This is a genomic window from Asticcacaulis sp. P4_H10 (genome assembly GCF_056400965.1).
Genome location: NZ_JBFUKH010000008.1, coordinates 181,294 through 207,244 on the forward strand (window position 1 = coordinate 181,294; position 25,951 = coordinate 207,244).

Here is a 25,951-nt window from a genome sequence, read left to right on the forward strand (position 1 = left end):
CCGCGTACTATCCGAGCAAGTTGAGGTATAACGGCATGGCCAAGGCAAAAGTCAATGGTGTGGAGGTCGAGTTCGACCCCGGCATGACCGTGCTTCAGGTTGCGGAGCTGGCGGGCGAGGAAATCCCGCGCTTCTGCTATCATGAGCGCCTGTCGATCGCCGGCAACTGTCGCATGTGCCTCGTCGAGGTAAAGCCCGGACCGCCGAAGCCGCAGGCCAGTTGCGCCCTGCCGGCCGCCGAGGGCCAGGAAATCTTCACCAATACGCCGATGGTCAAGAAGGCGCGCGAAGGGGTGATGGAGTTCCTGCTCATCAATCACCCGCTCGATTGCCCGATCTGCGACCAGGGTGGCGAATGCGACCTGCAGGACCAGTCGGTGGCCTATGGCAAGGCTGGCTCGCGCTACGAAGAGAACAAGCGCGCGGTTGAGGAAAAATACCTCGGGCCAACGATCAAGACCTTCATGACGCGCTGCATCCAGTGCACGCGCTGCGTCCGTTTCACGACCGAAGTCGCCGGCGTCACCGAAATGGGCATGATCTCGCGCGGTGAGAACGCCGAAATCACCTCCTATCTCGAACAGGCCGTGTCGTCGGAACTGTCGGGCAACGTCAACGATCTGTGCCCGGTCGGGGCTTTGACGCACCGTCCGTGGTCGTTCAACTACCGCCCGTGGGAACTGACCAAGACCGAAACGATCGACGTGCATGATGCGCTGGGTGCGCATATCCGCATCGACAATCGCGGTCCGGCCGTCCTGCGCGCGCTGCCGCGCCTGAAGGAAGACATCAACGAAGAGTGGCTGACGGACAAGTCGCGCTACGCCGTCGATGGCCTGTCGCGCCGCCGCCTGGACCAGCCGTTCGTTCGCAAGAACGGCAAGCTGGTCGCCGTGTCATGGAACGAGGCGCTCGATGCCGTCGCCGCCAAGGTCAAGACGACCGATGCCGCAAAGACGGGTGTCATCGCCGGTGACCTCAGCGACGCCGAAACCATGAAGGCCGCCCGCGACCTGTTCTATAGCCTGGGTGTCACCAATCTCGACTGCCGCCAGGACGGGGCTAGAGTGGGGCCATTCACGCAAGGCACACCCCGCGAATCCTGGCTGTTCAACACCGGCATCGCCGGCATCGAAGAGGCCGACGCCATCCTGCTGGTCGGCACCGACCTGCGCCACGAAGCGTCGCTGATCAATGCCCGAATCCGCAAGTCGTGGCTGAAGGGCGGCGTCGAGATCGGCGTCATCGGTGACGCGACGGACCTGACCTACGACTACACCCACGTCGGCGTTGGCCCCAAGGCCGTCAAGGATTTCAAGAAGCACGCCTTCCGCGAAACCCTGCGCACTGCCAAAAAGCCAGCCATCCTGGTGGGTCCCGGCGCACTCAACGGCGAAGACGGCGGGGCAATCCTGCGCGAAATCGCTGAGATCGCCGACACTTGCGGCGCCATCAAGGACGGCTGGAACGGCTTCAATATCGTTCATACGGCCGCTTCGCGCGTCGCCGGTCTCGACCTCGGCTTCGTGCCGGTCGGTGAGGCGCTCGACGCTTCGGCCATGATCCGGGGAGGGGTCGACCTCCTGTTCCTGCTCGGCGCTGACGAGTTCAACCCCAAGGATCTGGGCAAGACCTTCGTCGTCTATATCGGCAGCCACGGCGACGCCGGCGCTTCCGCCGCCGACATCATCCTGCCGGGCGCTGCCTATACCGAAAAGTCGGGCATCTACACCAATCTCGAAGGCCGCGTTCAGATCGCCGAACGCTGCGTCTTCCCGAAGGGCCAGGCGAAGGAAGACTGGGCCATCATCCGCGCCCTGTCGGAACGCATCGGCAAGACCCTGCCGTACGACAGCCTGTCGCAATTGCGTGAGAAACTGATCACCGACCATCCGGTGTTCGGCCGAATCGACGTAAGGCCCGCCACCAGGGTATTCGACGTCCGCGGCCTCGGGGCCAAGGGCGACATCCGCGACCGCGTCTTCACGTCGCCGGTGACGGACTTCTACATGACCAACCCGATTGCCCGGGCCTCCGTCGCCATGGCGGAATGTTCGGCGTCGCGGCGCGGCAACGTGCCGGCTGCGGCGGAATAGAGGTAAGCGACTATGGAAAGTTTCTGGGGTTCTCCCGTTGGCTGGACGATCATTACCGTAGGGCAGACGCTCGCGGTCATCGTCGGCGTGATGGTGTCGCTGGCCTTCCTGCTGTGGGGCGACCGTAAGGTCTGGGCCGGCGTGCAGATGCGCAAGGGTCCGAATGTCGTTGGTCCCTTCGGCCTGATGCAGTCCTTTGCCGACTTCCTGAAGTTCGTTCTCAAGGAAGTCATCATCCCGGCCGGCGCGGATAAATTTGTCTTCCTGCTGGCGCCGTTGATCTCGTTCGTCCTGGCATTTGCCGCCTGGGCGATCATCCCGTTCGCGCCCGGCTGGGTCGTCGCCAATATCAATGTCGGCATCCTCTACCTGCTCGGCATTTCGTCGCTGGGTGTCTACGGCATCATCATGGGTGGCTGGGCGTCCAACTCCAAGTATCCGTTCCTGGGCGCGCTGCGCTCGGCGGCGCAGATGGTGTCCTACGAAGTCTCAATCGGCTTCATCATCGTCACGGTCATCCTGATCTGCGGTTCGATGAACCTGTCGGATATCGTCAATCACCAGGCCGGCGGCATCTGGAACTGGAACGTCTTCGGCGGCGGCTACCTGCCTTTGGCCATCATCATGATCCCGATCATGGTCATGTTCTATATCTCGGCCCTGGCCGAAACCAACCGTCCGCCGTTCGATCTGCCCGAAGCCGAATCCGAACTGGTTGCCGGCTATCAGGTCGAATATTCGTCGACGCCGTACCTTCTGTTCATGATCGGTGAGTACGCCAACATCGTCCTGATGTGCGCCATGATCACCATCCTGTTCTTCGGCGGCTGGTACTTCCCCGTGCCGCTTGATGGACTGGGCATGCCCGACTGGCTGCTGACGCTCGTCTACCTGCTGACCTTCATCGGCAAGGTGGTCTTCTGGTTCGTCATGTTCGCCATCGCCAAGGCCATCGTCCCCCGTTACCGCTACGACCAACTGATGCGTCTCGGCTGGAAAGTCTTCCTGCCGGCGTCGCTCGGCGCCGTCGTGCTTGTCGCTGCTTACCGCGTTTTTGGAGGCACAATATGATCTCCCGCATCATCTCCGGCATCAAGGGCGCGCTGCTCCTCGACTTCATCGGGGCGACGGGCCTGGCCATAAAGTACATGTTCCGCCACAAGGCGACGATCAACTATCCTTTTGAAAAAGGACCGATCAGTCCGCGCTTCCGCGGTGAGCACGCCCTGCGCCGTTACGCGAATGGCGAAGAGCGCTGCATCGCCTGCAAGCTGTGCGAAGCGATCTGCCCGGCCCAGGCCATCACCATCGAAGCCGAGCCGCGCGCCGATGGTTCGCGCCGCACGACGCGCTACGACATCGACATGGTCAAGTGCATCTATTGCGGCCTGTGCCAGGAAGCCTGTCCGGTCGACGCCATCGTCGAAGGCCCTAACTTTGAATTCGCAACCGATACCCGCGAAGAACTGCTCTACGACAAGCAACGGCTTCTGGCCAATGGCGACCGCTGGGAGCGGGAAATCGCCAGATCGCTCGAACTCGACGCCCCGTATCGCTGAGGAATGTAAGCTATGAGCTTGATGGCAATTGCTTTTTATCTGATGGCAGCCTGCACCTGCGTCTCCGGTCTCCTGGTGGTGACCGCGCGCAACCCTGTGCACAGCGTCCTGTTCCTCATCCTGTCCTTCTTCTCGGCGGCGGGCCTGTTCGTCCTGCTGGGCGCCGAGTTCCTGGCCATGCTGCTGATCGTCGTCTATGTCGGCGCGGTCGCGGTTCTGTTCCTCTTCGTCGTCATGATGCTCGACGTCGACTTCAACAAGCTGCGCAAGGGTTTTGCGACCTACCTGCCGCTCGGCGGCGCCCTGGCGATCGTCATTCTGCTCGAGCTGGTTTTCGTTAATATCGCCGTCGCCTCCAAGGGTGCGGCCGCCGGCAACGCACCTCAGGCCTTTACGGCCACGAAGAGCAATATCCGCCTGATCGGCGAACAGCTCTACACCACCTATGCCTACCTGTTCGAAATGGCGGGCTTCGTTCTTCTGGTCGCCATGATCGGCGCCATCGTCCTGACCCTGCGCCACCGCACCTACGTCAAACGCCAGGACATCCACACCCAGGTCACGCGCCGCCGCAAGGATGCGGTCGCCGTGATCCCCGCCAAGTCCGGAGAAGGAATCCAGGAATGACCCCAGATATTGGCTTAGCCCACTTCCTGGCCGTCTCGGCCATCCTGTTCACGATCGGTGTCTTTGGCATCTTCGTCAACCGCCGCAACATCATCATCATCCTGATGTCGGTGGAACTGATCCTGCTGGCCGTGAACATCAACTTCGTGGCCTTCTCCAGCTACCTGCATAACGTCCAGGGCCAGATCATGGCCATGTTCGTCCTGACCGTCGCCGCGGCCGAAGCCGCCGTCGGCCTGGCCATCCTCGTGACCTTCTTCCGTAATCGCGGCGACATCGCCGTCGATGACGCCAGCATGATGAAAGGATAATCGTCGTGCTCTCCACTCACGCCGTCGCCGAAATCGCTCACGCGGCCGCACCGGTTGGTGCGCTGTCGTCGGGCGCGGCCACGCTTGTTACCGTTGCCGTGTTCGCGCCCATCGTCGGCGCGGCCATTGCCGGCTTCTTCGGCCGCCGCATCGGCAACATCCCTTCGCAGGCGGTTACGACCGGCCTGTTGTTCCTGTCGTGCCTGCTGGCCTGGACCAACTTCGTCGCCCACACCTGGGGCGGACAGGCCGACTTTACCGTCGCCCTTTTGCCGTTCATCAATATCGCCGACTTCCACTCGGCCTGGTCGATCCGCATCGACGCCCTGTCGTCGACCATGCTGATCGTGGTCACCAGCGTCTCGTCGCTGGTCCACCTCTACAGCTGGGGCTACATGGCCGAGGACGACTCGCGCCCGCGCTTCTTCGCCTATCTGTCGCTGTTCACCTTCGCCATGCTGGCCCTGGTCACCGCCGCCGACTTCATGCAGCTGTTCTTCGGCTGGGAAGGGGTGGGCCTGGCCTCGTACCTCCTGATCGGCTTCTGGTTTCACAAGGACAGCGCGTCTTCGGCCGCCATCAAGGCCTTCGTCGTCAACCGTGTCGGCGACTTCGGCTTTGCCTTGGGTATCATGACGGTCTTCTGGCAGTTCGGCACGATCAACTTCGCTGAGCTATTCCCGCTGATCGCTTCGTATCAGGGCAAGGGCTGGGAATTCCTCGGCCAGACCTTCTCGGCGCTCGATCTGGCGGCCTTCCTGCTGTTTATCGGCGCCATGGGCAAGTCGGCGCAGTTCTTCCTGCACACCTGGCTGCCGGACGCCATGGAAGGCCCGACGCCTGTGTCGGCCCTGATCCACGCTGCCACCATGGTCACCGCCGGCGTCTACATGGTCTGCCTGCTGTCGCCTCTGTTCGAATACGCCCCGCAGGCCAAGATGATCGTTGCCTATATCGGCGCCATCACCGCCATCTTCGCGGCGTCGATCGGCTTCACGCAGAACGACATCAAGCGCGTCATCGCCTATTCGACCTGTTCGCAGCTGGGTTACATGTTCTTCGCCGCCGGCGTCGGCGCCTATCAGGCGGCCATGTTCCACCTGTTCACGCACGCCTTCTTCAAGGCGCTGCTGTTTCTGGGCGCCGGTTCGGTGATCCACGGCATGCACCACGAACAGGACATGCGCAAAATGGGCGGCCTGGCCAAGTACCTGCCGGTCACCTATGCGGTCATGACCATCGGCACCATCGCCATCACCGGCCTCGGCATTCCGTACACCGAAATCGGTTTCGCCGGCTTCTTCTCGAAGGACGCGATCATCGAAAGCGCCTGGGTCATGCACAACACCCCGCAAGGCATGTTCGCCTTCTGGATGGGCATCCTGGCCGCACTTCTGACCTCGTTCTACAGCTGGCGCCTGGTCGCCATGACCTTCTGGGGCAAGAAGCACTGGGAACACGGGCACGACGACCATCATGCGCACGACGCGCACGGTCATGACGATCATGCCCACGATACGCACGCTCACGATGACCATGGCCACGGCCATGCGCACACGCCGCATGAAAGCCCGCTGGTCATGCTGATCCCGTTGATCGTGCTGGCGATCGGTGCGGTCGCCGCCGGCTTCGTCTTCGCGCCGTACTTTATCGGTGAGCACGCCCACGACTTCTGGGGCCACGCCATCTTCACGGCGCCGACCAACCACGTCATGCACGAAGCTCACCATATCGAAGAGGTATGGGTGAAGCTGGCGCCGCTGGTCGTGACCCTGCTTGGCATGGCACTGGCCTGGTACTTCTACATGGCGCGTCCCAACCTGCCCAAGAAAATGGCTTCGAACGACGGTCCGATCCACGCCTTCCTGTACAACAAGTGGTACTTTGACGAGATCTACGACTTCATCTTCGTCAAGCTCACCCGTTGGCTGGGCGACGTCTTCTGGAAGATCCTCGACGTCAAGATCATCGACGGCCTGGGTCCGAACGGCGCGGCCTGGACGGCACTGGCGTCGGCCAAGAAGCTGGTCAAGACCCAGACCGGCTACGTATATCACTACGCCTTCTTCATGTTCCTCGGCATCGCAGGTCTCCTGACCTGGGTTGTGTTCGGAATGGCGCATTAAGGGGAGATGACGGAAACAATGCTACCTGCCATTCCAAACATCCTCAGCCTCACGACCTTCCTGCCGTTGTTCGGCGCGATCGTCATCCTGGTCATGCGCGCCATGGCGCGCAAGGACGACAGTGAGGTCATCGCGCGAAACGCCAAGTGGATCAGCCTGTGGACCACGCTGATCACGCTGGCGCTCAGCATGCTTCTGGTCCTGGCTTTCGATCAGTCGAAGACGGATTACCAGTTTGTCGAACAATATAAATGGTTTGGACCGATCTCCTACCATATGGGCGTCGACGGCATCTCGATCCTGTTCGTCCTGCTGACGACCTTCCTGATGCCGATCTGCATCGCGGCGTCGTGGGACGCGATCAAGGTTCGCATCACCGAATATATGGTCGCCTTCCTGATGCTCGAGACCCTGGTCATCGGCGTGTTCACTTCGCTCGACCTGTTCGTCTTCTACATTTTCTTCGAAGGCGGCCTGGTTCCGATGTTCCTGATCATCGGCATCTGGGGCGGCAAGGATCGCGTCTACGCGGCCTACAAGTTCTTCCTCTATACCCTGCTGGGCTCCGTCCTGATGCTGGCGGCCATGCTGTACCTGGTCACGACGCTCGGCACGGCCTCGATCCCGGAAATGACCGCGAAACTGGCCGCGTCGCCGCTGCCGATCGAGGTCCAGGGCGTCCTGTGGTTCGCCTTCTTCGCTTCGTTCGCCGTCAAGATGCCGATGTGGCCGGTCCACACCTGGCTGCCCGACGCCCACGTCCAGGCGCCAACAGCTGGCTCTGTCATGCTGGCCGGCATCCTGCTGAAGCTTGGCGGCTACGGCTTCCTGCGTTTCAACCTGCCGCTGTTCCCGGACGCTTCGGCTATGTTCGCGCCGTTCGTCATGGCCCTGTCGGTCATCGCCGTCGTCGTCACCTCGCTGATCGCCTTCCGCCAGACCGACATCAAGAAGCTGATCGCCTATTCATCGGTCGCCCACATGGGCTTTGTGACCATGGGTATCTTTGCCGGCAACGCCATCGGTATCCAGGGCGCCGTCTTCCAGATGATCAGCCACGGCCTGATCTCGGGCGCGCTCTTCCTGTGCGTCGGCGTCGTCTACGATCGCTGGCACACCCGTGAGATCGCCTTCTACGGCGGCCTGACCAAGCTGATGCCGCACTTTGCCTTTGTCTTCCTGCTGTTCACCATGGCCAATGTCGGCCTGCCGGGCACGTCGGGCTTCATCGGTGAAATCACCACCATGACCGGCGCCTACAAGTGGGGCACCTGGGTGGCCTTCGTGTCGGCCTCGGGCGTCATCTTCTCGGCCGTCTACGCCTTGGTGCTGTACAAGCGCGTCATGTTCGGCGTGGTCACCAATGACGAGCTCAAGAAGTATCCGGACCTGACGGCGCGCGAAATCGCCCTGTTCGTGCCGCTGATCGCCGGCACGATCGCGCTCGGCATCTATCCGGCCTTTGTTTTCGACTTTACGACGACCAGCATCGACGCGCTCGTTGCCGGTTACCGCGCCGCTACCGGCGGATGAGGACCTAAGATGGATTTGAACCTGTCTCTCCAGCTTTCGACGCCAGAACTGATCCTCGGGATCAGCTCTGTCCTTATCCTCGTGTTCGGTGCCTTCCGTGGCGACAAGGGCATGACCTCGGTCAGCGCCTTGTGCGGTGTCGCCCTGATTGCGGCAGCATTCGCCGCAGCCTTCTCCGGCCTCGGCAAGGCCTATAACGGCTCGCTGGTCATGGATGGCGTCGCCGTCTTCGCCAAGGTCGCCATCTACATCGCCGGCCTGTTCATCATCGTGCTGGGGCAGGGCTATTTCGACCGGCTGAACAACCGCCGTTTCGAATTCCCGATCCTGATCCTGCTCGCCACGCTGGGTATGAGCGTCATGGTGTCGGCCGGAGACCTGATCGCGCTGTATATCGGCATCGAACTGCAATCCCTGGCGCTCTACGTCCTGGCGGCCTTCCGCCGTGACGACGCGCGCTCGTCCGAAGCCGGCCTGAAGTACTTTGTGCTGGGCGCGCTGTCGTCGGGCCTGCTGCTCTACGGCGCCTCGCTGATCTATGGCTTCTCGGGCTCGATGAACTTCGTCGAAATTGCCCACTATACGGTCGCCAACCCCGGCGTTGGCCTGATCTTCGGCCTGGTCTTCCTGATCTCGGGCCTGGCCTTCAAGGTGTCGGCCGCGCCCTTCCATATGTGGACGCCCGACGTCTACGAAGGCGCACCGACGCCGGTCGTGGCCTTTGCCGCCGGCGCCCCCAAGTTCGCCGCCATGGTCCTGCTGGCCCGCGTCCTGCAGACCGGCTTTGAAGGCTCGGAGCATTCCTGGCAGCAGGTCATACTGGCCCTGTCGGTCTTGTCCTTCGTCGTCGGCGGCCTCGGCGGCCTGATGCAAAAGGACTTCAAGCGCCTGCTGGCCTATTCGTCGATCGCCAATATGGGCTATGCGCTGCTGGCCATTGCCGGCGGCGGAACGGGTATCTCGGCCCTGCTGCTGTTCTTCGTCATGTACATGATCGACACACTGGGCCTGTTCTCGGCGCAGATGGCGCTCAAGCGCAACGGCGAGCCCGTCAGCCGTATTGACCAACTGGCGGGCCTTGCCAAGCTGAACATGCCGCTGACCATCTCGATCACCATCCTGTCGCTGTCGGTCCTGGGCATGCCGCCTCTGTCGGGCTTCTGGAGCAAGTACTTCGTGTTCGGCGCCGCCATCCAGAACGGGCTGTGGGCCTTTGCCGCCGCCGGCCTGGTCGCCTCGGTCATCGCTGCCTTCTACTATCTGCGCATCCTGAAGCTGATGTGGTTCGACGCCCCGCCGTCGGATCTCGACGCGGCCCCGGCCGAAGCCAAGTGGATCGCTTACGCAGCTGCGGCCTTCGCCTTCCCGGGCGTAGCCGTCTTCCTGTGGCTGGCCTATGACGTCGCCCAGCATGCTGCCATCGGTTTCGGCAGCTAAGAGAGGATGACGGCACACTAATGGCGAAGTTCGAAGTCTTCGACAGCCTGCCGTCAACCCAGAACCTGGCCCTGGCGCGCGTGCGCCTGGGACCAACCGAGCCCGGCTGGATCCTGGCCAAGGAGCAGACCAAGGGTATAGGCCGTCACGGCAAGACCTGGGTCGGCACCAAGGGCAATTTCATGGCCTCCCGCTACGAGGTCATGGAGGTCGATGTCCGCCACGTACCGCAGCTTTCCTTCGTCACGGCCCTGGCCGTATATGAGATGCTGCGGCCGATCGTGGCGGATACCGACAAGTCGATGCGCATCAAGTGGCCGAACGACGTCCTGCACCGTGGTCGCAAGCTGTGCGGCATCATCGTCCAGACCGAAACCACGCCCGATCCCAACCGCCTGGGCGTTGTTATCGGCATCGGCATCAATCTGGCGGCCGCGCCGATCTTCGAAGATTATCTGACTGTCTCCTTGCGCGAGATCAGTCCGCAGGCCAAAAGCATGGACGCCGTGGCCCTGCTGCATAAGCTGAATGGCCATCTCGACGGCGTCATCAATTTGTGGCGTGAGAAGGATTTCAGCAAGCTGGCCGCCGCCTGGCTGGAACGCGCCTATGGCCGCGATCGCGTCCTGACGGTCGAACATGACGGTGTTAAAACCGTCGGCCGGCTCAAGGGGCTGGATGACTACGGCGCGCTCGAAATCGTGGGTGAAGACGGCAAGGTCTACACCATCACCGGCGGCGACATTACCTACAGCGCCGCCACGCCGGCCTAAAGTCCGCGTAACAATTTCGGAAAATCGTCATGCTTCTGGCCATTGAACAAGGCAACACCAATACGCTGTTCGCTCTGCACGACGGCGAAACCTGGGTCGCGCAGTGGCGAACCGCGACCGAGACGACGCGCACCGCCGACGAATACGCCGTCTGGCTCTATCAATTGCTCAACATGCACGGCTTCGATTTCAAGGCGATCGATGACTGCATCATCTCGTCGGTCGTACCGCAGTCCCTGTTCAACCTGCGCACCCTGGTCAAACGCTACTTCCACAAGACGCCCTATGTCGTTGGCGACAATACCTTTTTGGGTATCGACGTCCGTATCGGCAAACCCTCCGAAGCCGGCGCCGACCGCCTGGTCAATGCCGTCGGCGGCCATATCAAATACAATGGCCCGCTGATCATCATCGACTCCGGCACAGCCACGACCTTCGACGTGGTTGCGGCCGATGGCGGCTGGGAAGGGGGCGTGATCGCGCCTGGCATTAACCTGTCCATGCAGGCCCTGCACCAGGCCGCCGCCAAGCTGCCGCGCGTCGCCATCGAAAGACCCGCCCGCATTATCGGCAAGGATACGGTCACTGCGATGCAGTCCGGCATCTTTTGGGGCTATGTCGGCTTGATTGAATATCTGGTGGGGGCTATTGAGTCGGACTACGGCCAAAAGATGTGTGTCATCGCCACCGGTGGGGTGGCGTCTCTGTTCGAAGGGGCGACGAACAGGATCGATCATTTTGACCATGATCTGACCCTTCGGGGTCTCCTGGAAATTTACAAGCGTACGCTCTCACAAAGATAAAAATGAAAAATAACAACGAACTGGTGTTCCTGCCGCTCGGCGGCTCGAACGAAATCGGCATGAATCTGAACCTGTACGGGTTCGGCCCGGCGCATGACCGCCAATGGATTATCGTCGATATCGGCGTCACCTTTGGCGACCTGACGACGCCGGGCATCGAAGTCATCGTGCCGGATCCCGAATTCCTGCAGGGCGAAACGATCCTGGGTATCGTACTGACCCACGCCCACGAAGACCATATCGGCGCCATCGGCTGGCTATGGGAAAAGGTCAAGGCGCCGATCTACGCCACGCCGTTCACCGCCTACCTGGTCCGCGAAAAGCTGCGCGAAGCCGGTGTCGATGACGCCGAAATCCGCGAAGTGCCGCTCAATGCCAACCTGAAAATCGGGCCCTTCGACATCGACTATGTCACGCTGACCCACTCGATCGCCGAACCGAACGGCCTGGCGATCAAGTCGCCGCTGGGCACCATATTCCACACCGGCGACTGGAAGATCGACGACGAGCCGATTACCGGTGAGCCGACCGACATCGCCGGCATCACCGCCATGGGCGACGCTGGCGTGCTGGCCATGGTGTGCGACTCGACCAATGTCTTCGTCGAAGGCCGCGCCGGCTCCGAAGCCGGGGTGCGCGACGAACTGATCAAGCTGATCAAGACGCTCAAGAAGCGCGTCGCTGTCGCTTGTTTCGCCTCGAATGTCGCCCGCGTCGATTCGGTCATGCGCGCCGCGATGGAATGCGGACGCAGCGTCTGCCTGGTCGGGCGCTCGATGCACCGCATCACCGCGGCAGCCCGCCATGTCGGTTTGCTGGATGGCATCCCCGAGCCGATCAGCGAAGGCGAGGCGGCTGGTCTCAAGCCAAACCAGATTCTCTACCTGTGCACCGGATCGCAAGGCGAACCACGCGCGGCCCTGTCGCGCATCGCCGACGGCAACCATCCGCAGGTCAAGCTCAGCCAGGGCGATGCCTGCGTGTTCTCGTCGCGCGTCATTCCCGGCAATGAGATCGGCATCCGCTCGTTGCAGAACCGCCTGTCAGACCTGGGCGTTGAGATCCACACCGAACGCGATCACCCGGGCATTCACGTGTCCGGCCACCCATGCCGCGAAGAACTGAAGGACATGTACGGCTGGGTGCGCCCGCAGATTGCCGTGCCGACCCACGGTGAGCGCCGCCATCTGCTCAAGCACGCTGCTCTTGCTGCCGAACTGGGCGTCAAGCAACAGGTGACGCCGCGCAATGGCGACATGGTGCGCCTGGCGCCGGGCCGCCCGGCCATTATCGATGAAGTGCCGTCGGGTCGTCTGTTCGTCGATGGCGGCATCCTGGTGCCGGAAGCTTCCGATGCCTTGCGCGAACGCCGTCACGCCTCGCACAACGGCATGATCTTCGTCGCCTTTGCGCTCGATGCCAAGAATCGCCTGGCCTCGATCGTCGATGTCCGGGGTCTGGGCCTGGCGTTCGAGAACGAAGACACGATTTCCGATCAGCTCGAAAAGATGTGCGAGATCGTTGAAAAGGCGGTGAGGGGCATGCCGTCCGAAGCCCGTGACGAAGACGAAGCTGTCGAAATCACCGTCGCGCGCGTCGTCAAGAAGGCTGCTCAGAACATCTGGGACCGCCGTCCAATTGTCGAAACCATCATCCTTCGGCTTTAGGGCATGATGCGTTTAGATCGCATCTGTTGATCTTACAAATCCCCCTTCCGTCATTTGCTCCGCAAATGCCACCTTCCCCGTAAACGGGGAAGGAAGGGGGCCATAAATATCGATTATCCTTTTCCTTCCCCGTTTACGGGGAAGGTGGCAGCGAGCGAAGCGACGCTGACGGAAGGGGGAACCTTGCTTGCTAAAAACATCTATTCGCAGGCGAAATCGCCCCTTCGCGTAAGGGGCGAAACAGTTGCGTCTAAGTGTCTTAAAATCAATATTGATTATGCTTATTTTGGGTTGTGAAGTTAACCTCAATCGTTAGCTATACCGAAAACCCTACATCACTGTAGATATTGAAGAAACCAAGGCCTCCACAGTAAATTTCAATATTGATTGATGTTTTAGGCGTTCGCCGGAAAAGAAGCGCCGGCACAGGCCGGCGCTTCAATTCATTGAATCTGATGAATTTTTACGACTTCACCAACACGTAAGAACCCGGCGCATCCATGATCGGGGTCAATGTGCCCTTGGCCGGGTCGCGCGCCGGAACCATCTTGCCCGACCGCTGATGCAGCCACTCCGCCCAGTGTGGCCACCACGAGCCAGGATGCTGCTCGGCATCGGCCAGCCACTGGTCAAAGGTGTCGGGATGGCCGTCATTGAGCCAGTGCATATACTTCTGCGCCGCCGGCGGATTGACGACCCCGGCGATGTGGCCGGACCCTGCCAGCACATAGGTCACCGGACCACCGAACAGCTTGGAGCCCTTGTACACTGAGGCGGGCGGCGCGATATGGTCTTCGCGGCCGGCTTGCTCGTAGATCGGGATGGTCACCTTCTTCAGATCGATATTGACGCCACCGAGCGTAAGATTGCCTTCGCTCAGGGCGTTTTCGCCGTAGAACTTGCGCAGATAGAACATGTGCAGCGCCTTCGGCATCCGCGTCTGGTCGGAATTCCAGCACAGCAGGTCGAACGGCGCCAGGTCCTTGCCCATAAGGTAGTTATTGACGAAGAAGGACCAGATCAGGTCGTTGGCGCGCAACGAATTGAAGGTGTCGGCCATGGCCGAGCCGGGGAGCACGCCACCGGCGGCGTCCATCTGACGCTCAAGCTCCTTCAGCCAGGACTCACTGGTGAACAAAAGCAGGTCACCCGCCTCGGTAAAGTCGTGTTGTGCGGTGAAGAATGTCGCTGAACCTATTGATTTATCGTTCTTTTCGGCCATGTAGGCGAGAGCGCACCCCAGCAGCGTCCCGCCGATGCAGTAACCGACCGTATTGACCGTCTTGGCGCCCGTCTGTTCCTTGACCCGTTCAACGGCATCAATAATGCCACCGAACATATAGTCTTCGAAGGTCTTGTCCTTCATCGACACGTCCGGATTGACCCAGGCCGTGAGGAAGACGGTAAAGCCCTGGTCGGTCAGCCAGCGGATCAGCGAGTTTTTCGCTTGCAGATCAAGGATATAGAACTTGTTGATCCACGGCGGGAAGATGAGCAGCGGCGTTTCGCGCACCGTCTCGGTCGTCGGCGCATATTGCAGCAGCTCGAAGAAGGGGCCGCGATAGACGACCTTGCCGGGCGTTGTGGCAACATTTTCGCCGACCTTGAAGCGGCTGTAATCGGCCTGGCTGATCATCAGCTTGCCGTCACCACGCTCGATGTCCTCGGCGAACTTTTCCATCCCCTTGACCAGGCTTTCGCCATTGGTATCCATCAGGGTCTGCAAGGCGGCCGGATTGGACATCAGGAAGTTTGACGGCGACATGGCGTCGGTCAAAAGCTTGGTGAAGAACTCAGCGCGGCGCTTGACCTTGGGATCGACGCCCTCGGCCGACGAGATCAGCTTGTTGATCCAGTTTGAAGACAGCAGGTAGGACTGCTTCATCATATCGAACATCAGGTTCTGTTCCCAACGCGGATCAGCGAATCGCTTATCCGGCTTGGCAGCCGCAGGCGCTGCACCGCCCATCAGCATCTTGCGCGACATGTCGCCCCAGAGCTGAAAATAGCCGGTCATCAATTCGCTTTGCGCTTCGAGAAGCTTGTTCGGCTCCTTGACCAGCGAATTCATGATTTCGGTCATGGCCGGCGCGACCTGGAAGGGATCCATGGGCGCGGTGCCTGCGGCAGTATCGGGTTGTTTGAAGACCGTCTTGGCCAGGGCGCTTTGCGCAGTCATCGCCGCCTTCGCCAAATTGACCGACAGGGTTTCGAGCTGACGCATGTTTTCGTTGTCGAAGCGCGGCATTTCCGGCTGCGGTTTCGGCCTGGCCGATTCGGCCGGTTTTGCCTGAGCTTGTGGTTGCGGCTGGGGCTTCGCGGCAGGCGCCGGTTTGGCCTTCGGTAGAGCTGCAGACCTGGCAGCCTTAACGACCGGAGCCCTGGTCGAAGCGGGCGTGGCCAGCTTTGCGGCCGCCACAGCCTTGACCGGAGCCGCTTTTTCCTTGGCAGTAACGGGTTTCACAGCGGATTTCGCAGGGGCAGTCTTGGCGATAGTCGCCTTGGCGGGCACGGCTGCCTTGGCGGCTGGCCTCGGGGCAACGGTCTTTTTGGCAGCGGAAGGTTTGGCGGGGGGCTTGCTCATTCGGCCTCTTCGAACAATTGATTTGGAAGGGGTTCTCGCCGGCAATCCAGTCGCTTCACCGGCGAAAATCAATACACATTATATTTTTCTTGTTTTCCCTGGGTTGAACCCGCTAATTTACCGCCAGTCTGCGGAGCCAATTTCATGCGCGCCATCCTCATTTCCATCGCTGCCGTTTGCTGCGTCGCCCCGACCGTGGTGTTCGCCCAGGAGACGACGCCGGCGCCATCGCGCGGGCTCGACACCATGCCGCGCTGGTCGGAATTCCCCGCACCGCCGACGGATGTGCCGACAGCCGCTGACATCAAGCGTCGCGTCGAAGCCGAAAAAGCCAAGCAGCGCCAGCTCAATGCCGAAGTCTCAGCCTTGGTCTGGGACAAGCACGAGCCGGAAGCAATCGCTGGCCAGGCGCGCAAGGAAATCGCCAGCAGCTTGCCGACACCGGTCGACGACATCCTGACGCCCGAACAACTGCAGGCCTTTGTCGCCAAGCTGCGTGCCCAGGCCGTACCGCCACCCGTCGCAGACTAGAGCATGATGCGTTTAGGTCGAACCGCCATCATGCTCTAGGTTTTTGTTTTGTCGCGATATTTAGCCAAAAACCGCTGCACACTTTTTGGCATATCGCTCTAGATTGCGTTATTTGCGGCATCCGCTATTCAGCGCCCTTACACTCTGCTAACAGTTGCGCGCCCGTTTGGAGCAATGTGCTGAAATGTACGTAGCGACTTTCAGCTAAGTATGGCTTCCAAGGATCGGGTGAAATCATCACGTTGCGCACTATATAAAAGACGCAGCGGATGTGAGGAAACTGAGAAGGTCCTAGATAAGCATAATGCCCGAAACGCTTGAAGTGAATAGAAAAACCATGCCGGACGCCGACGCCGCCAGAGAGTTCGCCCTTAGTCTGGACATTGTCCGCGTCGCTGAAGAAGCGGCGATCGCCTGCTTTGGCCAGATCGGTCGCGGCGATGAAAAAGCCGCCGACCAGGCCGCTGTCGATGCCATGCGCACCATCCTGAACACTATCGACATGGACGGCCGTATCGTCATCGGCGAAGGCGAACGCGACGAAGCTCCCATGCTCTATATCGGTGAAAAGGTCGGCACCGGCAAAGGTCCGGCCATCGACATCGCGCTCGATCCGCTGGAAGGCTCGACCCTGGCCGCCAAAGCCATGGCCAACGCCCTGTCCGTCATCGCCTTCGCGCCACGCGGCGGGCTGCTGCACGCGCCGGACACCTATATGGACAAGATCGCCATCGGTCCGGGCTATGCGCCGGGCATCGTCGATCTCGATGCCTCACCCGAAGAAAACGTTCGCGCGCTGGCGAAAGCCAAGGGCGTCGATGTTTCCGAAATCGTCGCCTGCGTGCTCGACCGCCCGCGCCACGATCGCATTATCACCTCGCTGCGCCAGGCCGGCGCGCGCGTGCACCTGATCACCGACGGCGACGTCGCGGGCGTCATCCACACCGCCCAGCCCGAAACAGGCATCGACATATATATAGGGGCTGGCGGCGCCCCGGAAGGCGTACTGGCCTGCGCCGCGTTGAAATGCGTCGGCGGCCAGTTTCAGGGTCGGCTAATGTTCCGCAATGACAGTGAACGTCGCCGCGCCGAGATGTTGGGCCTGACCGATTTCGACCGCAAATACGATCTCAACGACCTGGTCAGCGGTGATGCTGTCTTTATTGCCACTGGCGTAACGCACGGTGCCTTGCTGCGCGGTGTTCATAAGGAAACGACCCTTTCGGGCGCTACCTTCATGACCACTGAAAGCCTTGTCATGATGTCCAAGACCCACACCGTGCGCAAATTATCGATGCGCCGCCCGCTGCAGATGTGATGCGCGAAGCCGAGGCTCCGACAGAAATGCCCAGGGACGCCATTACGGCCTATTTGGGCGTGGACCGGTCTCTCACCGGACGCGGCTGGCGCGACCGGCTGGACGGGGCAGGGGTATCCCCAGCGGCCTTGCGCGACATCACCCAGCGCATGGCGCTTATGGACCTTGTCGAGCCCGAGTTCGTCGAGCCTCTGGCGCGTTTCGTCGCCGGGCGCGGCGTGACGGCGGATGGCCTGGAAACCTTTCTGCGCCCGACGCTGAAAAGCCTGTTCCCCGATCCGAATGCCTTCATGGACATGGACGCGGCGGTCACAGCCATCCTCGATGCCTTGCAAGCCAATGCGAAGATCTGCGTCTTCGCCGACTATGACGTCGATGGCGCTACCAGCGCGGCGCAGTTGGTCCGCTGGTTCCGCGCCTTTGACTACGATCTCTTTGTTTACGTGCCCGACCGCGTCACCGAAGGCTACGGCCCGTCCAACGCCGCCTTCGATTCACTGAAGGCCCAGGGCTTCGACCTCGTCATCACGGTTGACTGCGGCGCCATGGCGCACCGGCCACTGGAACACGCCGCAGCCATCGGCCTCGACGTCGTCGTGATCGACCACCACCTGATGCGCGAAGACCCGCCCAAGGCACGCGCCGTCGTCAATCCCAACCGGCCGGGCTGCACATCCGACCAGGGCAATCTGGCTGCGGCCGGTGTCGTCTTTGTCGTATTGGCGGCATTGAACCGTGAAGCCGAAAAGCGCGGCCTATTTGCCGAACGTGCGCGCCCCGACCTGATGCAGTTGCTCGACTTGTCGGCTTTGGGAGCCATTTGCGACGTCACGGCTCTGACCGGCTTCAACCGCGCCCTGGCATCACAGGGGCTGAAAGTCATGTCGAAGCGCCAGAACGCCGGCATACGCGCGTTGATGGACGTCGCCGGCGGCAGCGATTCGCAAAGCCTGATGAGTACCTTCCACTCCGGCTTCGTAATCGGCCCGCGTATCAATGCCGGCGGGCGGGTAGGGCGCTCGGACTTAGGCGTCCGCCTGCTTTCGACCGACGATGAGGCTGAAGCCACCAGTCTTGCCGCCGAACTGGATGAGTTGAACAAGCTGCGGCGTGAGGTCGAGACGCATGTGCTCGACGAAGCGATCCGCACCGCCGAAACGCAAGGCCTGTGGCCAACCGATGATCCGGTCGTCGTTATCGCCAAGACCGACTGGCATCCGGGTGTCATCGGCATCGTTGCCGGCCGCCTGCGCGAACGCTGGCACAAGCCGGTCATTATTATCGGCATTGACCCCGTAAGCGGCATGGGCAAGGGCTCGGGCCGGTCACAGACCGGCATCAATCTCGGCCAGGCGGTCAGTGCGGCCTTTGAATCGGGCGTGCTTCTGTCCGGCGGCGGCCACGCCATGGCGGCTGGCCTGAGCGTGGAAAGCGATCGTATCCCGGAACTGCGGCGCTTCATTAATGACCATATCCGCGCCCATGTCAGCGCGGACGACCTGAATGAAACCGTCGATGTCGACGGCATACTGAGCCTAAAGGCCGCGTCGCGCGCGCTGTTCGACCGCTTCGACCTGCTGGCGCCCTACGGGCAGGGCAATCCTGAGCCGCTCCTGGCCTTTGCAGACGTTCGCATCGGCTATGCCCAGGCGCTCAAGGGCGGCCACGTCCGTTGCGAGATCGGCGACGCGTCCGGCCATAAGCTGAAAGCGATTGTCTGGCGCGCCGAAGGCACGGCGATCGGCGATGCCCTGCTTCGGCCATCGGGTCTGGTGCACATTATCGGCCGTCTCAAGGCCGACGACTATATGGGGCGTCGAGGCGTTCAACTTGAGATTGATGATATAGCGCTCGCCACGCGATAAATTGCCTTGCCTGTGCATAGCTTTTATTTTTTTTGAAAATAGGCTTGCAACGCAAAAAAAGAGAAGCTAACTAGCGCACCTCTTGACGCGGTCCCTTCGTCTATCGGTTAGGACGTCAGGTTTTCAACCTGAAGAGAGGGGTTCGACTCCCCTAGGGACTGCCATCAAGATCTCCCCGTTTATCGCTCAAAAGGCATGCCAGAACGGGCGGATTTGACGTAACGTCAATCTTTTAATCCACACATTTCTAAACTGTTATCGATCTCATTTTTGCGAACCTGTCGAATGTGCTCGCAAAAACGGTGATTTTGCCGTAAAATTCGCGACAAATGCGAATTTATCTCTATTTTGCTCTCCCAAATTGAGATATCCGTGTTATGATAATGTGATCTCATTGATCACTTAGAGGGCGTACTTGTTGACGTGGTGAGGAATTATGAGTTTGTTCGATTATAGCAATAAGAGCGATGCGGAAGATCTGATTACGATTTCAGGACACGTGAAGTGGTTCGATGCGGCCAAGGGCTATGGCTTTATCGTCCCTCAGGATGTCTCGCAGACAAGTATGCGGGATGTTTTGCTTCACATTTCAAGCCTGCGAGACATTGGACGTGACACTGCGCAGGAGGGCGCGCGGATCACATGTAATATCGCAAAACGGGCCAAGGGTTGGCAGGTCATTAATATTGACCATATCGACCAGGCCTCCGAAGTTCCGGCAACCGCGCGAGCGGATCGTAGTGACCATGCGCCGCGTGCGACCCGCAATCTTAATGAGAGCGTGCGCGTTGGCGACCTGGAAGCGGCGACCATCAAGTGGTTCAACCGCACCAAAGGCTATGGATTTGTGGTTCGCGGTTCCGACCCGACCGACATTTTCATTCATATCGAAACCCTGCGCCGTTACGGCCTTGAGGACGTCCAACAGGGCGACACCATCATGGTCCGTTTTGGCGAAGGCCCCAAGGGGCTGGTGGTCACAGAAGTCCACCCGCGTGCCCTGGTCTGAGGGTTGGCGAACTGGTTAAAATAAAGCGCGGACGGCTTTGCTGTCCGCGCTTTATTTTTGCCTGCAGATTCGTCTTGAAAACGCCGGTGGCGGCGATAAGACTTCACCTGCACGACGCGACACGTAAGAATTTGGGTTGGAGGTTGGCATGATGAAGTCGATGGTGTTGGCGGCCGGCGCCCTGGCGCTGGGGTTTGCCGCGAGCGGATCGTTTTCGGCAGCCGCCGTGCCTGATTCGGTGGCATCGCTCTGTGCGACCATGAACCTGACACCCTATTCAAAGTCTGAGGCCTTGAGCGTCCGCAGCGCGAAAGGCACGACACATTTTAAAGTCGAAATCGCCGACAGCTTCAAGGAGCGCGAGCAGGGGCTGATGTGCCGTACCGGCCTGAAGGACGATTACGGCATGCTGTTCGAATTCCAGAACGTCGCGGAACGCGCTTTCTGGATGCAGAACACCGTGTCGGCGCTCGACATCATCTATATCGGCCAGGACGGCCACATCGTTTCCATCCAGAAGAACGCCAAGCCGCTCGATACCACGCCGCTTCCGTCCTACGGACTGGCCACCGGCGTGCTGGAAGTCCGCGCCGGCCTGAGCGACCAGCTGGGCCTAAAACCGGGGGATGTTGTCGAACACCCGTTTTTCCACAAGCCATAGAGGCACTTAAGCAAAATAGCGGCTTTTCGCATGCCTTTCGCATTCGGGGGGCTTGCTATGCCGTAATGAAAGTGGCATGAAGCGCGCCTCTCGGTTCTCCGGATTTGGCGGGGTGTAGCGCAGCCTGGTAGCGCAGCTGTTTTGGGTGCAGCAGGTCGGAGGTTCGAATCCTCTCGCCCCGACCATTCCGGAACCGAGATTTAGATAAAGTCGGGGCGTAGCGCAGCCTGGTAGCGCGTCTGCTTCGGGAGCAGAAGGCCGGAGGTTCGAATCCTCTCGCCCCGACCATTTAAAAAGGCGGCCCCTTGCGGGCCGCCTTTTTAAATGTTTGCGGACGATCGGTCGAACACCCCGGTTCGTAATAAGCCTTTGCTTTCGCAAAGGCGAATTCGGCGGAGCGCAGCGGAGCCTATCCTCTCGCCCGTCTCCGTCGCCTTCCTTTCTTCCTTCTCAAAGGCGCTCAATCCTACCACTCCCCACTGCAAAATCCCTTTGCCACGCGCGGCCTTTGTAGTAACAGACATTGAGCTGGTGCCAACTGAGTCAGGCCCGCAGGAGATCAGGATGTTCGCGCGTATTTTCAAACCCGCCAAGACCGCCATGCAATCGGGCCGCGCCAAGACGAATGACTGGGTGCTGGAATTCGAGCCGCGCTCGGCGCGCACGCCGGACCCGCTGATGGGCTGGTCTTCGTCGGCGGACATGAAGGCGCAAATTCGCCTGAACTTCGAATCCAAGGACCAGGCCATGGCCTATGCCGAACACAACGGCATTCCCTTCCGCCTGATCGAACCGGAAGCCCCGCCGAAGATCATCAAGGCCTATGCCGACAACTTCGCCTACGGCCGCAGACAATCCTGGACGCACTAGATTTCTAGGCTCCGTAGCTCAACTGGATAGAGCATCCGCCTTCTAAGCGGACGGTTACAGGTTCGAGCCCTGTCGGAGTCGCCAATCCATGCGCGACGCAATTATCCCGCCTTCACCACCGGCGTATCCAGCGTTTCCTGGCCCCATTCCGCCCACGATCCATCGTAAAGCCGCGACGATGCATGACCGACCTCGGTCAGGGCCAGGGTGATGATCGCTGCCGTGACGCCGGATCCGCAGCTCGTCACCACGGTATGGCCGTCGGCAATACCCAGATTACAGAAAATCGCCTCGAGTTCTTCGCGCGGCTTTAGAGCGCCATCACGGATCAAGTCGGAAAAAGGCAGACTGAGCGCCCCCGGCATATGACCCGACCGCAAGCCGGCGCGCGGTTCCGGCGCGGTACCGTCAAAGCGCGCTTTCGAACGCGCATCCAGCACCACTGGTCCGCCGTCGACCTCAAGAGTCTGACGCAATTCATTGAGCGCGATCATGATTTCCGGTTTCGCCTGCGGCACATAGGTCGTGGCAACGCGCGTGGGAACTTCAGCCGTCACGGGCATGTGCAATATCTGCCAGGCGGGTAAGCCGCCGCGCAGGACCTGGATCTTATCGTGGCCCATCAGCTTGAAGGTCCACCAGACACGCGCCGCCGAAAACAGACCCTGGCGGTCATAGACAACGACATGGTCCTCAGCCGAAATGCCCAGCGCGCCGACAGCGGTTGCAAAGGCTTCCGGCGACGGCGCGGTGTGGGGCAGGCCTGTCGTGTGATCGCTGACCGCTTCGATATCGAAGAAGACCGCACCCAGGATATGATCCGTCAGATAGAGGGCGTGCATGTCCGTGCCGTCGAGCGCCCAGCTGCCGTCAACGACCTTGACCGCACCTTTGTCGATCAGCTTGCTCAGGCACTGCGGTTCAATCTGGTTCGTCATGGTCTGTCCTTTGCGTGCCGCGGATGCGGCCATAAGTGTCGAGCGCGCGCTGCCGGCCAAATTCATGATCGACGATGGGTTTGCGCGCGCGGCCCTTATAGCGCGAACAATAGATTCCCGCAGGGTCGAATCTCTCCGCTTGGGCGGTCGGATTGAACACACGATAGAAGGGCGATGCGTCCGCGCCGCTGCCGGCGACCCACTGCCAGTTGCCAGGATTATTGGCCGGGTCGGCGTCGACCAGACAGTCCCAGAACCATTGTTCTCCACGCCGCCAGTCGATCAGCAGATGTTTGATTAGGAAAGAGGCGGTGACCATGCGTACGCGGTTATGCATATAGCCGGTCTGCCACAACTCGCGCATGCCGGCATCGACCAGCGGATAGCCGGTTTCACCCCGGCACCACGCCTTGAAACCCGCCTCATCATCCTGCCATTCGAAGGCGTCGAACTGCCGGCGCATATTGACGGTATGCATCTGCGGATGCTGATCGAGCAGTTGGTGGCAAAAGTCCCGCCACGCCAGTTCGGCGCGGAACTTGTCCGCGCCCCCGCGAAGCGACCGTTTACGCCCTACCGCCTCGTAGGCTTCAGACAGGACGCGTTGCGGACTAATCTCGCCGAAGCGCAGATGGGGCGACAGGTGAGAGGTCGCATCCTTCGCCGGGCGGTCGCGGTCGTCTTCATAGGTCGCCATGTCCTGGTCGATGAACCGCGACAAGGCCTCATGCGCTGCCTCTTCGCCGGGCGTGAACCGGTCGAAGCCCTTCGCCCAGTCGTGACCGGATTTCGTTCGCGTCTCATCAAGTCTCAGCGAATCGAGACTGACGCCGCGTGGCCAGTGTTCGGGTGCCGGCCATTTTCGCATCGTTGCCGTGTCAGGTTCATGGGGTTCGCAAAAGCCGCCATCGACTAGGGCGCGATAATAGGGCGTAAAGACCTTGAACGGCGTGCCCGACTTGGTCTTCACCGCACCCAGCGGTGCCAAAAGCGTCGTATTGTGACGCTCAAAATCAACGTGTTGGGCCGACAACACCTTTTCGAGTTTGTGGTCAAAATCCTGCGTCGTAGGTTCAAAAATATGCGAGCAAATCACTGTTTTTGCTTTGATCTTGTCGATGAGGTCAATCAGTTGGCCTCGCGCATCTCCGGACAAAATTATCAATCTTGAAGAATGTGCCTCCAAAGCCTCGCCTAAAGCTTTAAGAGATCGATGCAACCACCATTTCGACGCCGCGCCCAAAGGCCGAGTATATATGGCATCGTCGTCGATATAGACCGGCACAATCGGCCGACCGGAATGCAGCGCCGACAGGACGCCGGGATGGTCTTTCAGGCGCAGATCGCGGCGGAACCACAAAATGACGGGTGTTTCGGAATCAACATATGGTTCGGTCATGAATAGCAATGCAGCAAATGGGGTGAATCACAAGGATATCCGCGACGGCAGCACGGTTCCGGCGTAAGGAACAATACGAAAATTTGTTGCGTTTGGACCTTGTCTGACCTGACAGGGTTGGGCACAAGACAGCCATGACGACACCTGTGCCTATCAGTTGCACCATCATTGCCAAGAACGAGGCCGACCGCATCGGTGAGTGCATTCGGCTGGTTATCGATTGGGTCGATGAGGTGGTCGTCATCGACAGCGGATCCACCGACGATACGGTCAAGGTCGCCGAAGGTCTGGGCGCCCGGGTCATCCATCACGACTGGCCGGGCTACGGTCCGCAGAAGCGTTATGCCGAAGACATGGCGAAAAACGACTGGATTCTGAACCTCGACGCCGACGAGTATGTGACGCCCGAACTGCGCGACGAAATCGTCGCTCTGACGAAGAGTGGCCCGTCGCTGAATGCCTACCGCATGCGCATCCGCAACGTCTACCCAGGGCAATCGAAGCCGCGTCTGTGGGCCGACTTCCACAACTATGTCCGCCTCTATGACCGCCGCGTCGTCCGTTTTCGCGAAAGCGCCGTCCATGACACGGTCGACACCCGCGACGAAAAGGTCGGCCAGCTTGAGGGCAGCGTGGCGCACTTTTCGGCCCGCAGCTTTGAACATATCCGCGAGAAGCTGGCCTCTTATGCCGACCTGCAGACAAAGGTCATGAAGAAGCCAGCCTGGCAGCTGTGGATGCGCGTGCCGTTCGAATATCCCATGGTCTTCCTGCGCTATTTCATTGCGCGCCGCCATTTCACCGGCGGCCTCGAAGGCCTCTACAGCGCTCACCTGAACGCCGAAGCGCGCTTCAACCGCTTGTTCAAATTCCTGAACGCCCAAAAGAAGGGGCAGGGGTGATGGCCGAAAAATCCCGCTTCTGGCAGGACGTCGCGTGGCGCTTCGAAGCCCTGTTCTACGACCTCTATGTCGGCTTTATTCGTATGCTGCCGGTCGATACGGCATCGGACCTGGGCGGCTGGCTGTTCAAGGCCCTCGGGCCACTGACGCCGATGCAGAAGACGGTCGAGCGCAACTTACAGCTCGCCTTTCCCGATATGGACGCGACGGCGCGCAAGCGCCTGATCAACAAGCAGTGGGAACTGACCGGCCGGACCATGGCCGGCGAATTCCCCGTCATGGACCGCATTGTCAAGGACCCGAGCCGCGTCGAGGTCGAAGGCGCCGAAAAGCTGCATGCCATAGCCAGCAGCGGCAAGCCGGTCATCTTTATCTCGGGCCACATCTCCAACTGGGAGGTGATGAATGCCGCCATCCTGTCGGCTGGTGTCAACTACATGATCACCTACCGCGCCGCCAACAACCCCTATGTCGATGAGCGCTTCAAGGCCGGCCGCGAAGCCTATGGCGTATCCATGTTCGCGCCAAAGGGCAGCGACGGCGCCAAGGAACTCCTGATCGCGCTCAACGAAGGCAAGTCGGTCGGGCTGATGAACGACCAGAAGTTCAATCGCGGTGTGCCGACACCGTTCTTCGGTCATGTCGCCGATACAGCGCCCGGGCCGACGCGACTGGCGCAGCGCTTTGGCACCGTGCTTCAACCGCTGACTATCCGTCGTCTGCACAAGGCGCGCTTCAAGGTGACGGTCCACGATCCGATCGAGGTCGATCAAACCGGTCACAAGGCGCAGGATATCGAAACGACCGTCTGCAGGATCACCAACTTTATCGAACAGGCCGTGCGCGACAATCCGGAAGAATATTTCTGGGTGCACAAGCGCTGGCCGAATGCGCTGTATAAAAACTAGCGTCCGAAGTACCAACTTTGGCCGATAGCAAAGA

General features: G+C 60.4%; 22 protein-coding genes and 4 tRNA genes. 23 read left to right on the forward strand and 3 right to left on the reverse strand.

The window, feature by feature from the left end; translation table 11 throughout:
* Positions 1-35: 35 nt before the first annotated feature.
* The 11 genes from nuoG (at position 36) to AC1DON_RS15590 (ending at position 12,932) form a co-directional block, all read left to right on the forward strand.
* The gene (nuoG, locus tag AC1DON_RS15540; RefSeq protein WP_476935723.1) at positions 36-2,096 is read left to right on the forward strand and encodes an NADH-quinone oxidoreductase subunit NuoG; all 2,061 of its coding nucleotides are present in this window, start codon (positions 36-38) and stop codon (positions 2,094-2,096) included.
* 12 nt (positions 2,097-2,108) lie between these two features.
* Positions 2,109-3,167 (forward strand): NADH-quinone oxidoreductase subunit NuoH, encoded by a 1,059-nt coding sequence (nuoH, locus tag AC1DON_RS15545; protein WP_476935724.1) that lies wholly within the window; start codon positions 2,109-2,111, stop codon positions 3,165-3,167.
* Positions 3,164-3,655, forward strand: coding sequence for an NADH-quinone oxidoreductase subunit NuoI (gene nuoI, locus AC1DON_RS15550; protein ID WP_476935725.1), 492 nt, complete (start codon positions 3,164-3,166; stop codon positions 3,653-3,655). The genes nuoH and nuoI overlap by 4 nt, the downstream gene beginning before the upstream one ends.
* A gap of 12 nt (positions 3,656-3,667) precedes the next feature.
* Positions 3,668-4,282, forward strand: coding sequence for an NADH-quinone oxidoreductase subunit J (locus AC1DON_RS15555; protein WP_476935726.1), 615 nt, complete (start codon positions 3,668-3,670; stop codon positions 4,280-4,282).
* On the forward strand, positions 4,279-4,593 hold the full coding sequence (gene nuoK / locus AC1DON_RS15560; RefSeq protein ID WP_192620195.1) for an NADH-quinone oxidoreductase subunit NuoK: 315 nt from the start codon (positions 4,279-4,281) through the stop codon (positions 4,591-4,593). The genes AC1DON_RS15555 and nuoK overlap by 4 nt, the downstream gene beginning before the upstream one ends.
* A gap of 62 nt (positions 4,594-4,655) precedes the next feature.
* On the forward strand, positions 4,656-6,719 hold the full coding sequence (gene nuoL / locus AC1DON_RS15565) for an NADH-quinone oxidoreductase subunit L (protein ID WP_476935872.1): 2,064 nt from the start codon (positions 4,656-4,658) through the stop codon (positions 6,717-6,719).
* 18 nt (positions 6,720-6,737) lie between these two features.
* Complete coding sequence (locus tag AC1DON_RS15570) at positions 6,738-8,252, forward strand: NADH-quinone oxidoreductase subunit M (RefSeq protein ID WP_476935727.1); 1,515 nt, start codon at positions 6,738-6,740, stop codon at positions 8,250-8,252.
* A gap of 9 nt (positions 8,253-8,261) precedes the next feature.
* A complete protein-coding gene (nuoN, locus tag AC1DON_RS15575; RefSeq protein ID WP_476935728.1) occupies positions 8,262-9,689 on the forward strand; it encodes an NADH-quinone oxidoreductase subunit NuoN in 1,428 nt (475 codons plus the stop codon).
* Positions 9,690-9,709: 20 nt separating this feature from the next.
* A complete protein-coding gene (locus AC1DON_RS15580) occupies positions 9,710-10,462 on the forward strand; it encodes a biotin--[acetyl-CoA-carboxylase] ligase (RefSeq protein ID WP_476935729.1) in 753 nt (250 codons plus the stop codon).
* 29 nt (positions 10,463-10,491) lie between these two features.
* Positions 10,492-11,265 carry a type III pantothenate kinase gene (locus tag AC1DON_RS15585; RefSeq protein ID WP_476935730.1) on the forward strand — a complete coding sequence of 258 codons (774 nt, stop codon included), beginning with the start codon at positions 10,492-10,494 and terminating at the stop codon, positions 11,263-11,265.
* Positions 11,266-11,267: 2 nt separating this feature from the next.
* Positions 11,268-12,932, forward strand: a complete 1,665-nt coding sequence (locus tag AC1DON_RS15590) for a ribonuclease J (protein WP_476935731.1) — start codon at positions 11,268-11,270, stop codon at positions 12,930-12,932.
* A 463-nt stretch (positions 12,933-13,395) separates the two neighbouring features.
* On the opposite strand, the gene phaC is transcribed toward AC1DON_RS15590, so the two are convergent.
* Complete coding sequence (gene phaC / locus AC1DON_RS15595; RefSeq protein WP_476935732.1) at positions 13,396-15,516, reverse strand: class I poly(R)-hydroxyalkanoic acid synthase; 2,121 nt, start codon at positions 15,514-15,516, stop codon at positions 13,396-13,398.
* Between the two features lie 144 nt (positions 15,517-15,660).
* On the opposite strand from phaC, the gene AC1DON_RS15600 reads away from it, so the two are divergent.
* From AC1DON_RS15600 to AC1DON_RS15645, 10 genes are all read left to right on the forward strand, one after another.
* Positions 15,661-16,047 (forward strand): FtsB/FtsL family cell division protein, encoded by a 387-nt coding sequence (locus AC1DON_RS15600; protein WP_476935733.1) that lies wholly within the window; start codon positions 15,661-15,663, stop codon positions 16,045-16,047.
* A gap of 337 nt (positions 16,048-16,384) precedes the next feature.
* Positions 16,385-17,365, forward strand: a complete 981-nt coding sequence (glpX, locus tag AC1DON_RS15605) for a class II fructose-bisphosphatase (protein ID WP_476935734.1) — start codon at positions 16,385-16,387, stop codon at positions 17,363-17,365.
* A gap of 26 nt (positions 17,366-17,391) precedes the next feature.
* The gene (gene recJ, locus AC1DON_RS15610; protein WP_476935735.1) at positions 17,392-19,230 is read left to right on the forward strand and encodes a single-stranded-DNA-specific exonuclease RecJ; all 1,839 of its coding nucleotides are present in this window, start codon (positions 17,392-17,394) and stop codon (positions 19,228-19,230) included.
* Positions 19,231-19,319: 89 nt separating this feature from the next.
* A tRNA-Glu gene (locus AC1DON_RS15615) sits at positions 19,320-19,394 on the forward strand.
* Between the two features lie 272 nt (positions 19,395-19,666).
* Positions 19,667-20,239: a cold-shock protein gene (locus AC1DON_RS15620; protein ID WP_476935736.1), complete on the forward strand. Its 573-nt coding sequence runs from the start codon at positions 19,667-19,669 to the stop codon at positions 20,237-20,239.
* A 148-nt stretch (positions 20,240-20,387) separates the two neighbouring features.
* Positions 20,388-20,900 (forward strand): DUF192 domain-containing protein, encoded by a 513-nt coding sequence (locus AC1DON_RS15625; RefSeq protein ID WP_476935737.1) that lies wholly within the window; start codon positions 20,388-20,390, stop codon positions 20,898-20,900.
* Positions 20,901-21,008: 108 nt separating this feature from the next.
* Positions 21,009-21,085, forward strand: a tRNA-Pro gene (locus AC1DON_RS15630).
* 26 nt (positions 21,086-21,111) lie between these two features.
* Positions 21,112-21,188: transfer RNA gene (locus tag AC1DON_RS15635), tRNA-Pro, on the forward strand.
* A 276-nt stretch (positions 21,189-21,464) separates the two neighbouring features.
* Entirely contained in the window at positions 21,465-21,770 is a 306-nt protein-coding gene (locus AC1DON_RS15640) for an ETC complex I subunit (protein ID WP_476935738.1), read from the forward strand.
* Positions 21,771-21,777: 7 nt separating this feature from the next.
* Positions 21,778-21,854: transfer RNA gene (locus AC1DON_RS15645), tRNA-Arg, on the forward strand.
* Between the two features lie 17 nt (positions 21,855-21,871).
* Here the strand turns inward: AC1DON_RS15645 and AC1DON_RS15650 are convergent.
* Complete coding sequence (locus AC1DON_RS15650) at positions 21,872-22,708, reverse strand: sulfurtransferase (RefSeq protein ID WP_476935739.1); 837 nt, start codon at positions 22,706-22,708, stop codon at positions 21,872-21,874.
* Positions 22,692-24,107, reverse strand: a complete 1,416-nt coding sequence (locus tag AC1DON_RS15655; RefSeq protein ID WP_476935740.1) for a cryptochrome/photolyase family protein — start codon at positions 24,105-24,107, stop codon at positions 22,692-22,694. Before AC1DON_RS15655 ends, AC1DON_RS15650 begins: the two co-directional genes overlap by 17 nt.
* A gap of 134 nt (positions 24,108-24,241) precedes the next feature.
* Here AC1DON_RS15655 and AC1DON_RS15660 point away from each other — a divergent pair, with 134 nt between their 5' ends.
* Positions 24,242-25,009, forward strand: a complete 768-nt coding sequence (locus AC1DON_RS15660) for a glycosyltransferase family 2 protein (protein ID WP_476935741.1) — start codon at positions 24,242-24,244, stop codon at positions 25,007-25,009.
* Positions 25,009-25,917 (forward strand): lysophospholipid acyltransferase family protein, encoded by a 909-nt coding sequence (locus tag AC1DON_RS15665; RefSeq protein WP_476935742.1) that lies wholly within the window; start codon positions 25,009-25,011, stop codon positions 25,915-25,917. Before AC1DON_RS15660 ends, AC1DON_RS15665 begins: the two co-directional genes overlap by 1 nt.
* Positions 25,918-25,951 lie beyond the last annotated feature (34 nt).

Excerpts from the sequence above, each read along its gene's own strand:
- nuoG (WP_476935723.1), top strand. The coding sequence starts at position 36 with ATGGCCAAGGCAAAAGTCAATGGTGTGGAGGTCGAGTTCGACCCCGGC.
- nuoH (WP_476935724.1), top strand. The coding sequence starts at position 2,109 with ATGGAAAGTTTCTGGGGTTCTCCCGTTGGCTGGACGATCATTACCGTA.
- nuoI (WP_476935725.1), top strand. The coding sequence starts at position 3,164 with ATGATCTCCCGCATCATCTCCGGCATCAAGGGCGCGCTGCTCCTCGAC.
- AC1DON_RS15555 (WP_476935726.1), top strand. The coding sequence starts at position 3,668 with ATGAGCTTGATGGCAATTGCTTTTTATCTGATGGCAGCCTGCACCTGC.
- nuoK (WP_192620195.1), top strand. The coding sequence starts at position 4,279 with ATGACCCCAGATATTGGCTTAGCCCACTTCCTGGCCGTCTCGGCCATC.
- AC1DON_RS15570 (WP_476935727.1), top strand. The coding sequence starts at position 6,738 with ATGCTACCTGCCATTCCAAACATCCTCAGCCTCACGACCTTCCTGCCG.
- nuoN (WP_476935728.1), top strand. The coding sequence starts at position 8,262 with ATGGATTTGAACCTGTCTCTCCAGCTTTCGACGCCAGAACTGATCCTC.
- AC1DON_RS15580 (WP_476935729.1), top strand. The coding sequence starts at position 9,710 with ATGGCGAAGTTCGAAGTCTTCGACAGCCTGCCGTCAACCCAGAACCTG.
- AC1DON_RS15585 (WP_476935730.1), top strand. The coding sequence starts at position 10,492 with ATGCTTCTGGCCATTGAACAAGGCAACACCAATACGCTGTTCGCTCTG.
- AC1DON_RS15590 (WP_476935731.1), top strand. The coding sequence starts at position 11,268 with ATGAAAAATAACAACGAACTGGTGTTCCTGCCGCTCGGCGGCTCGAAC.
- phaC (WP_476935732.1), bottom strand. The coding sequence starts at position 15,516 with ATGAGCAAGCCCCCCGCCAAACCTTCCGCTGCCAAAAAGACCGTTGCC.
- AC1DON_RS15600 (WP_476935733.1), top strand. The coding sequence starts at position 15,661 with ATGCGCGCCATCCTCATTTCCATCGCTGCCGTTTGCTGCGTCGCCCCG.
- glpX (WP_476935734.1), top strand. The coding sequence starts at position 16,385 with ATGCCGGACGCCGACGCCGCCAGAGAGTTCGCCCTTAGTCTGGACATT.
- recJ (WP_476935735.1), top strand. The coding sequence starts at position 17,392 with ATGCCCAGGGACGCCATTACGGCCTATTTGGGCGTGGACCGGTCTCTC.
- AC1DON_RS15620 (WP_476935736.1), top strand. The coding sequence starts at position 19,667 with ATGAGTTTGTTCGATTATAGCAATAAGAGCGATGCGGAAGATCTGATT.
- AC1DON_RS15625 (WP_476935737.1), top strand. The coding sequence starts at position 20,388 with ATGATGAAGTCGATGGTGTTGGCGGCCGGCGCCCTGGCGCTGGGGTTT.
- AC1DON_RS15640 (WP_476935738.1), top strand. The coding sequence starts at position 21,465 with ATGTTCGCGCGTATTTTCAAACCCGCCAAGACCGCCATGCAATCGGGC.
- AC1DON_RS15650 (WP_476935739.1), bottom strand. The coding sequence starts at position 22,708 with ATGACGAACCAGATTGAACCGCAGTGCCTGAGCAAGCTGATCGACAAA.
- AC1DON_RS15655 (WP_476935740.1), bottom strand. The coding sequence starts at position 24,107 with ATGACCGAACCATATGTTGATTCCGAAACACCCGTCATTTTGTGGTTC.
- AC1DON_RS15660 (WP_476935741.1), top strand. The coding sequence starts at position 24,242 with ATGACGACACCTGTGCCTATCAGTTGCACCATCATTGCCAAGAACGAG.
- AC1DON_RS15665 (WP_476935742.1), top strand. The coding sequence starts at position 25,009 with ATGGCCGAAAAATCCCGCTTCTGGCAGGACGTCGCGTGGCGCTTCGAA.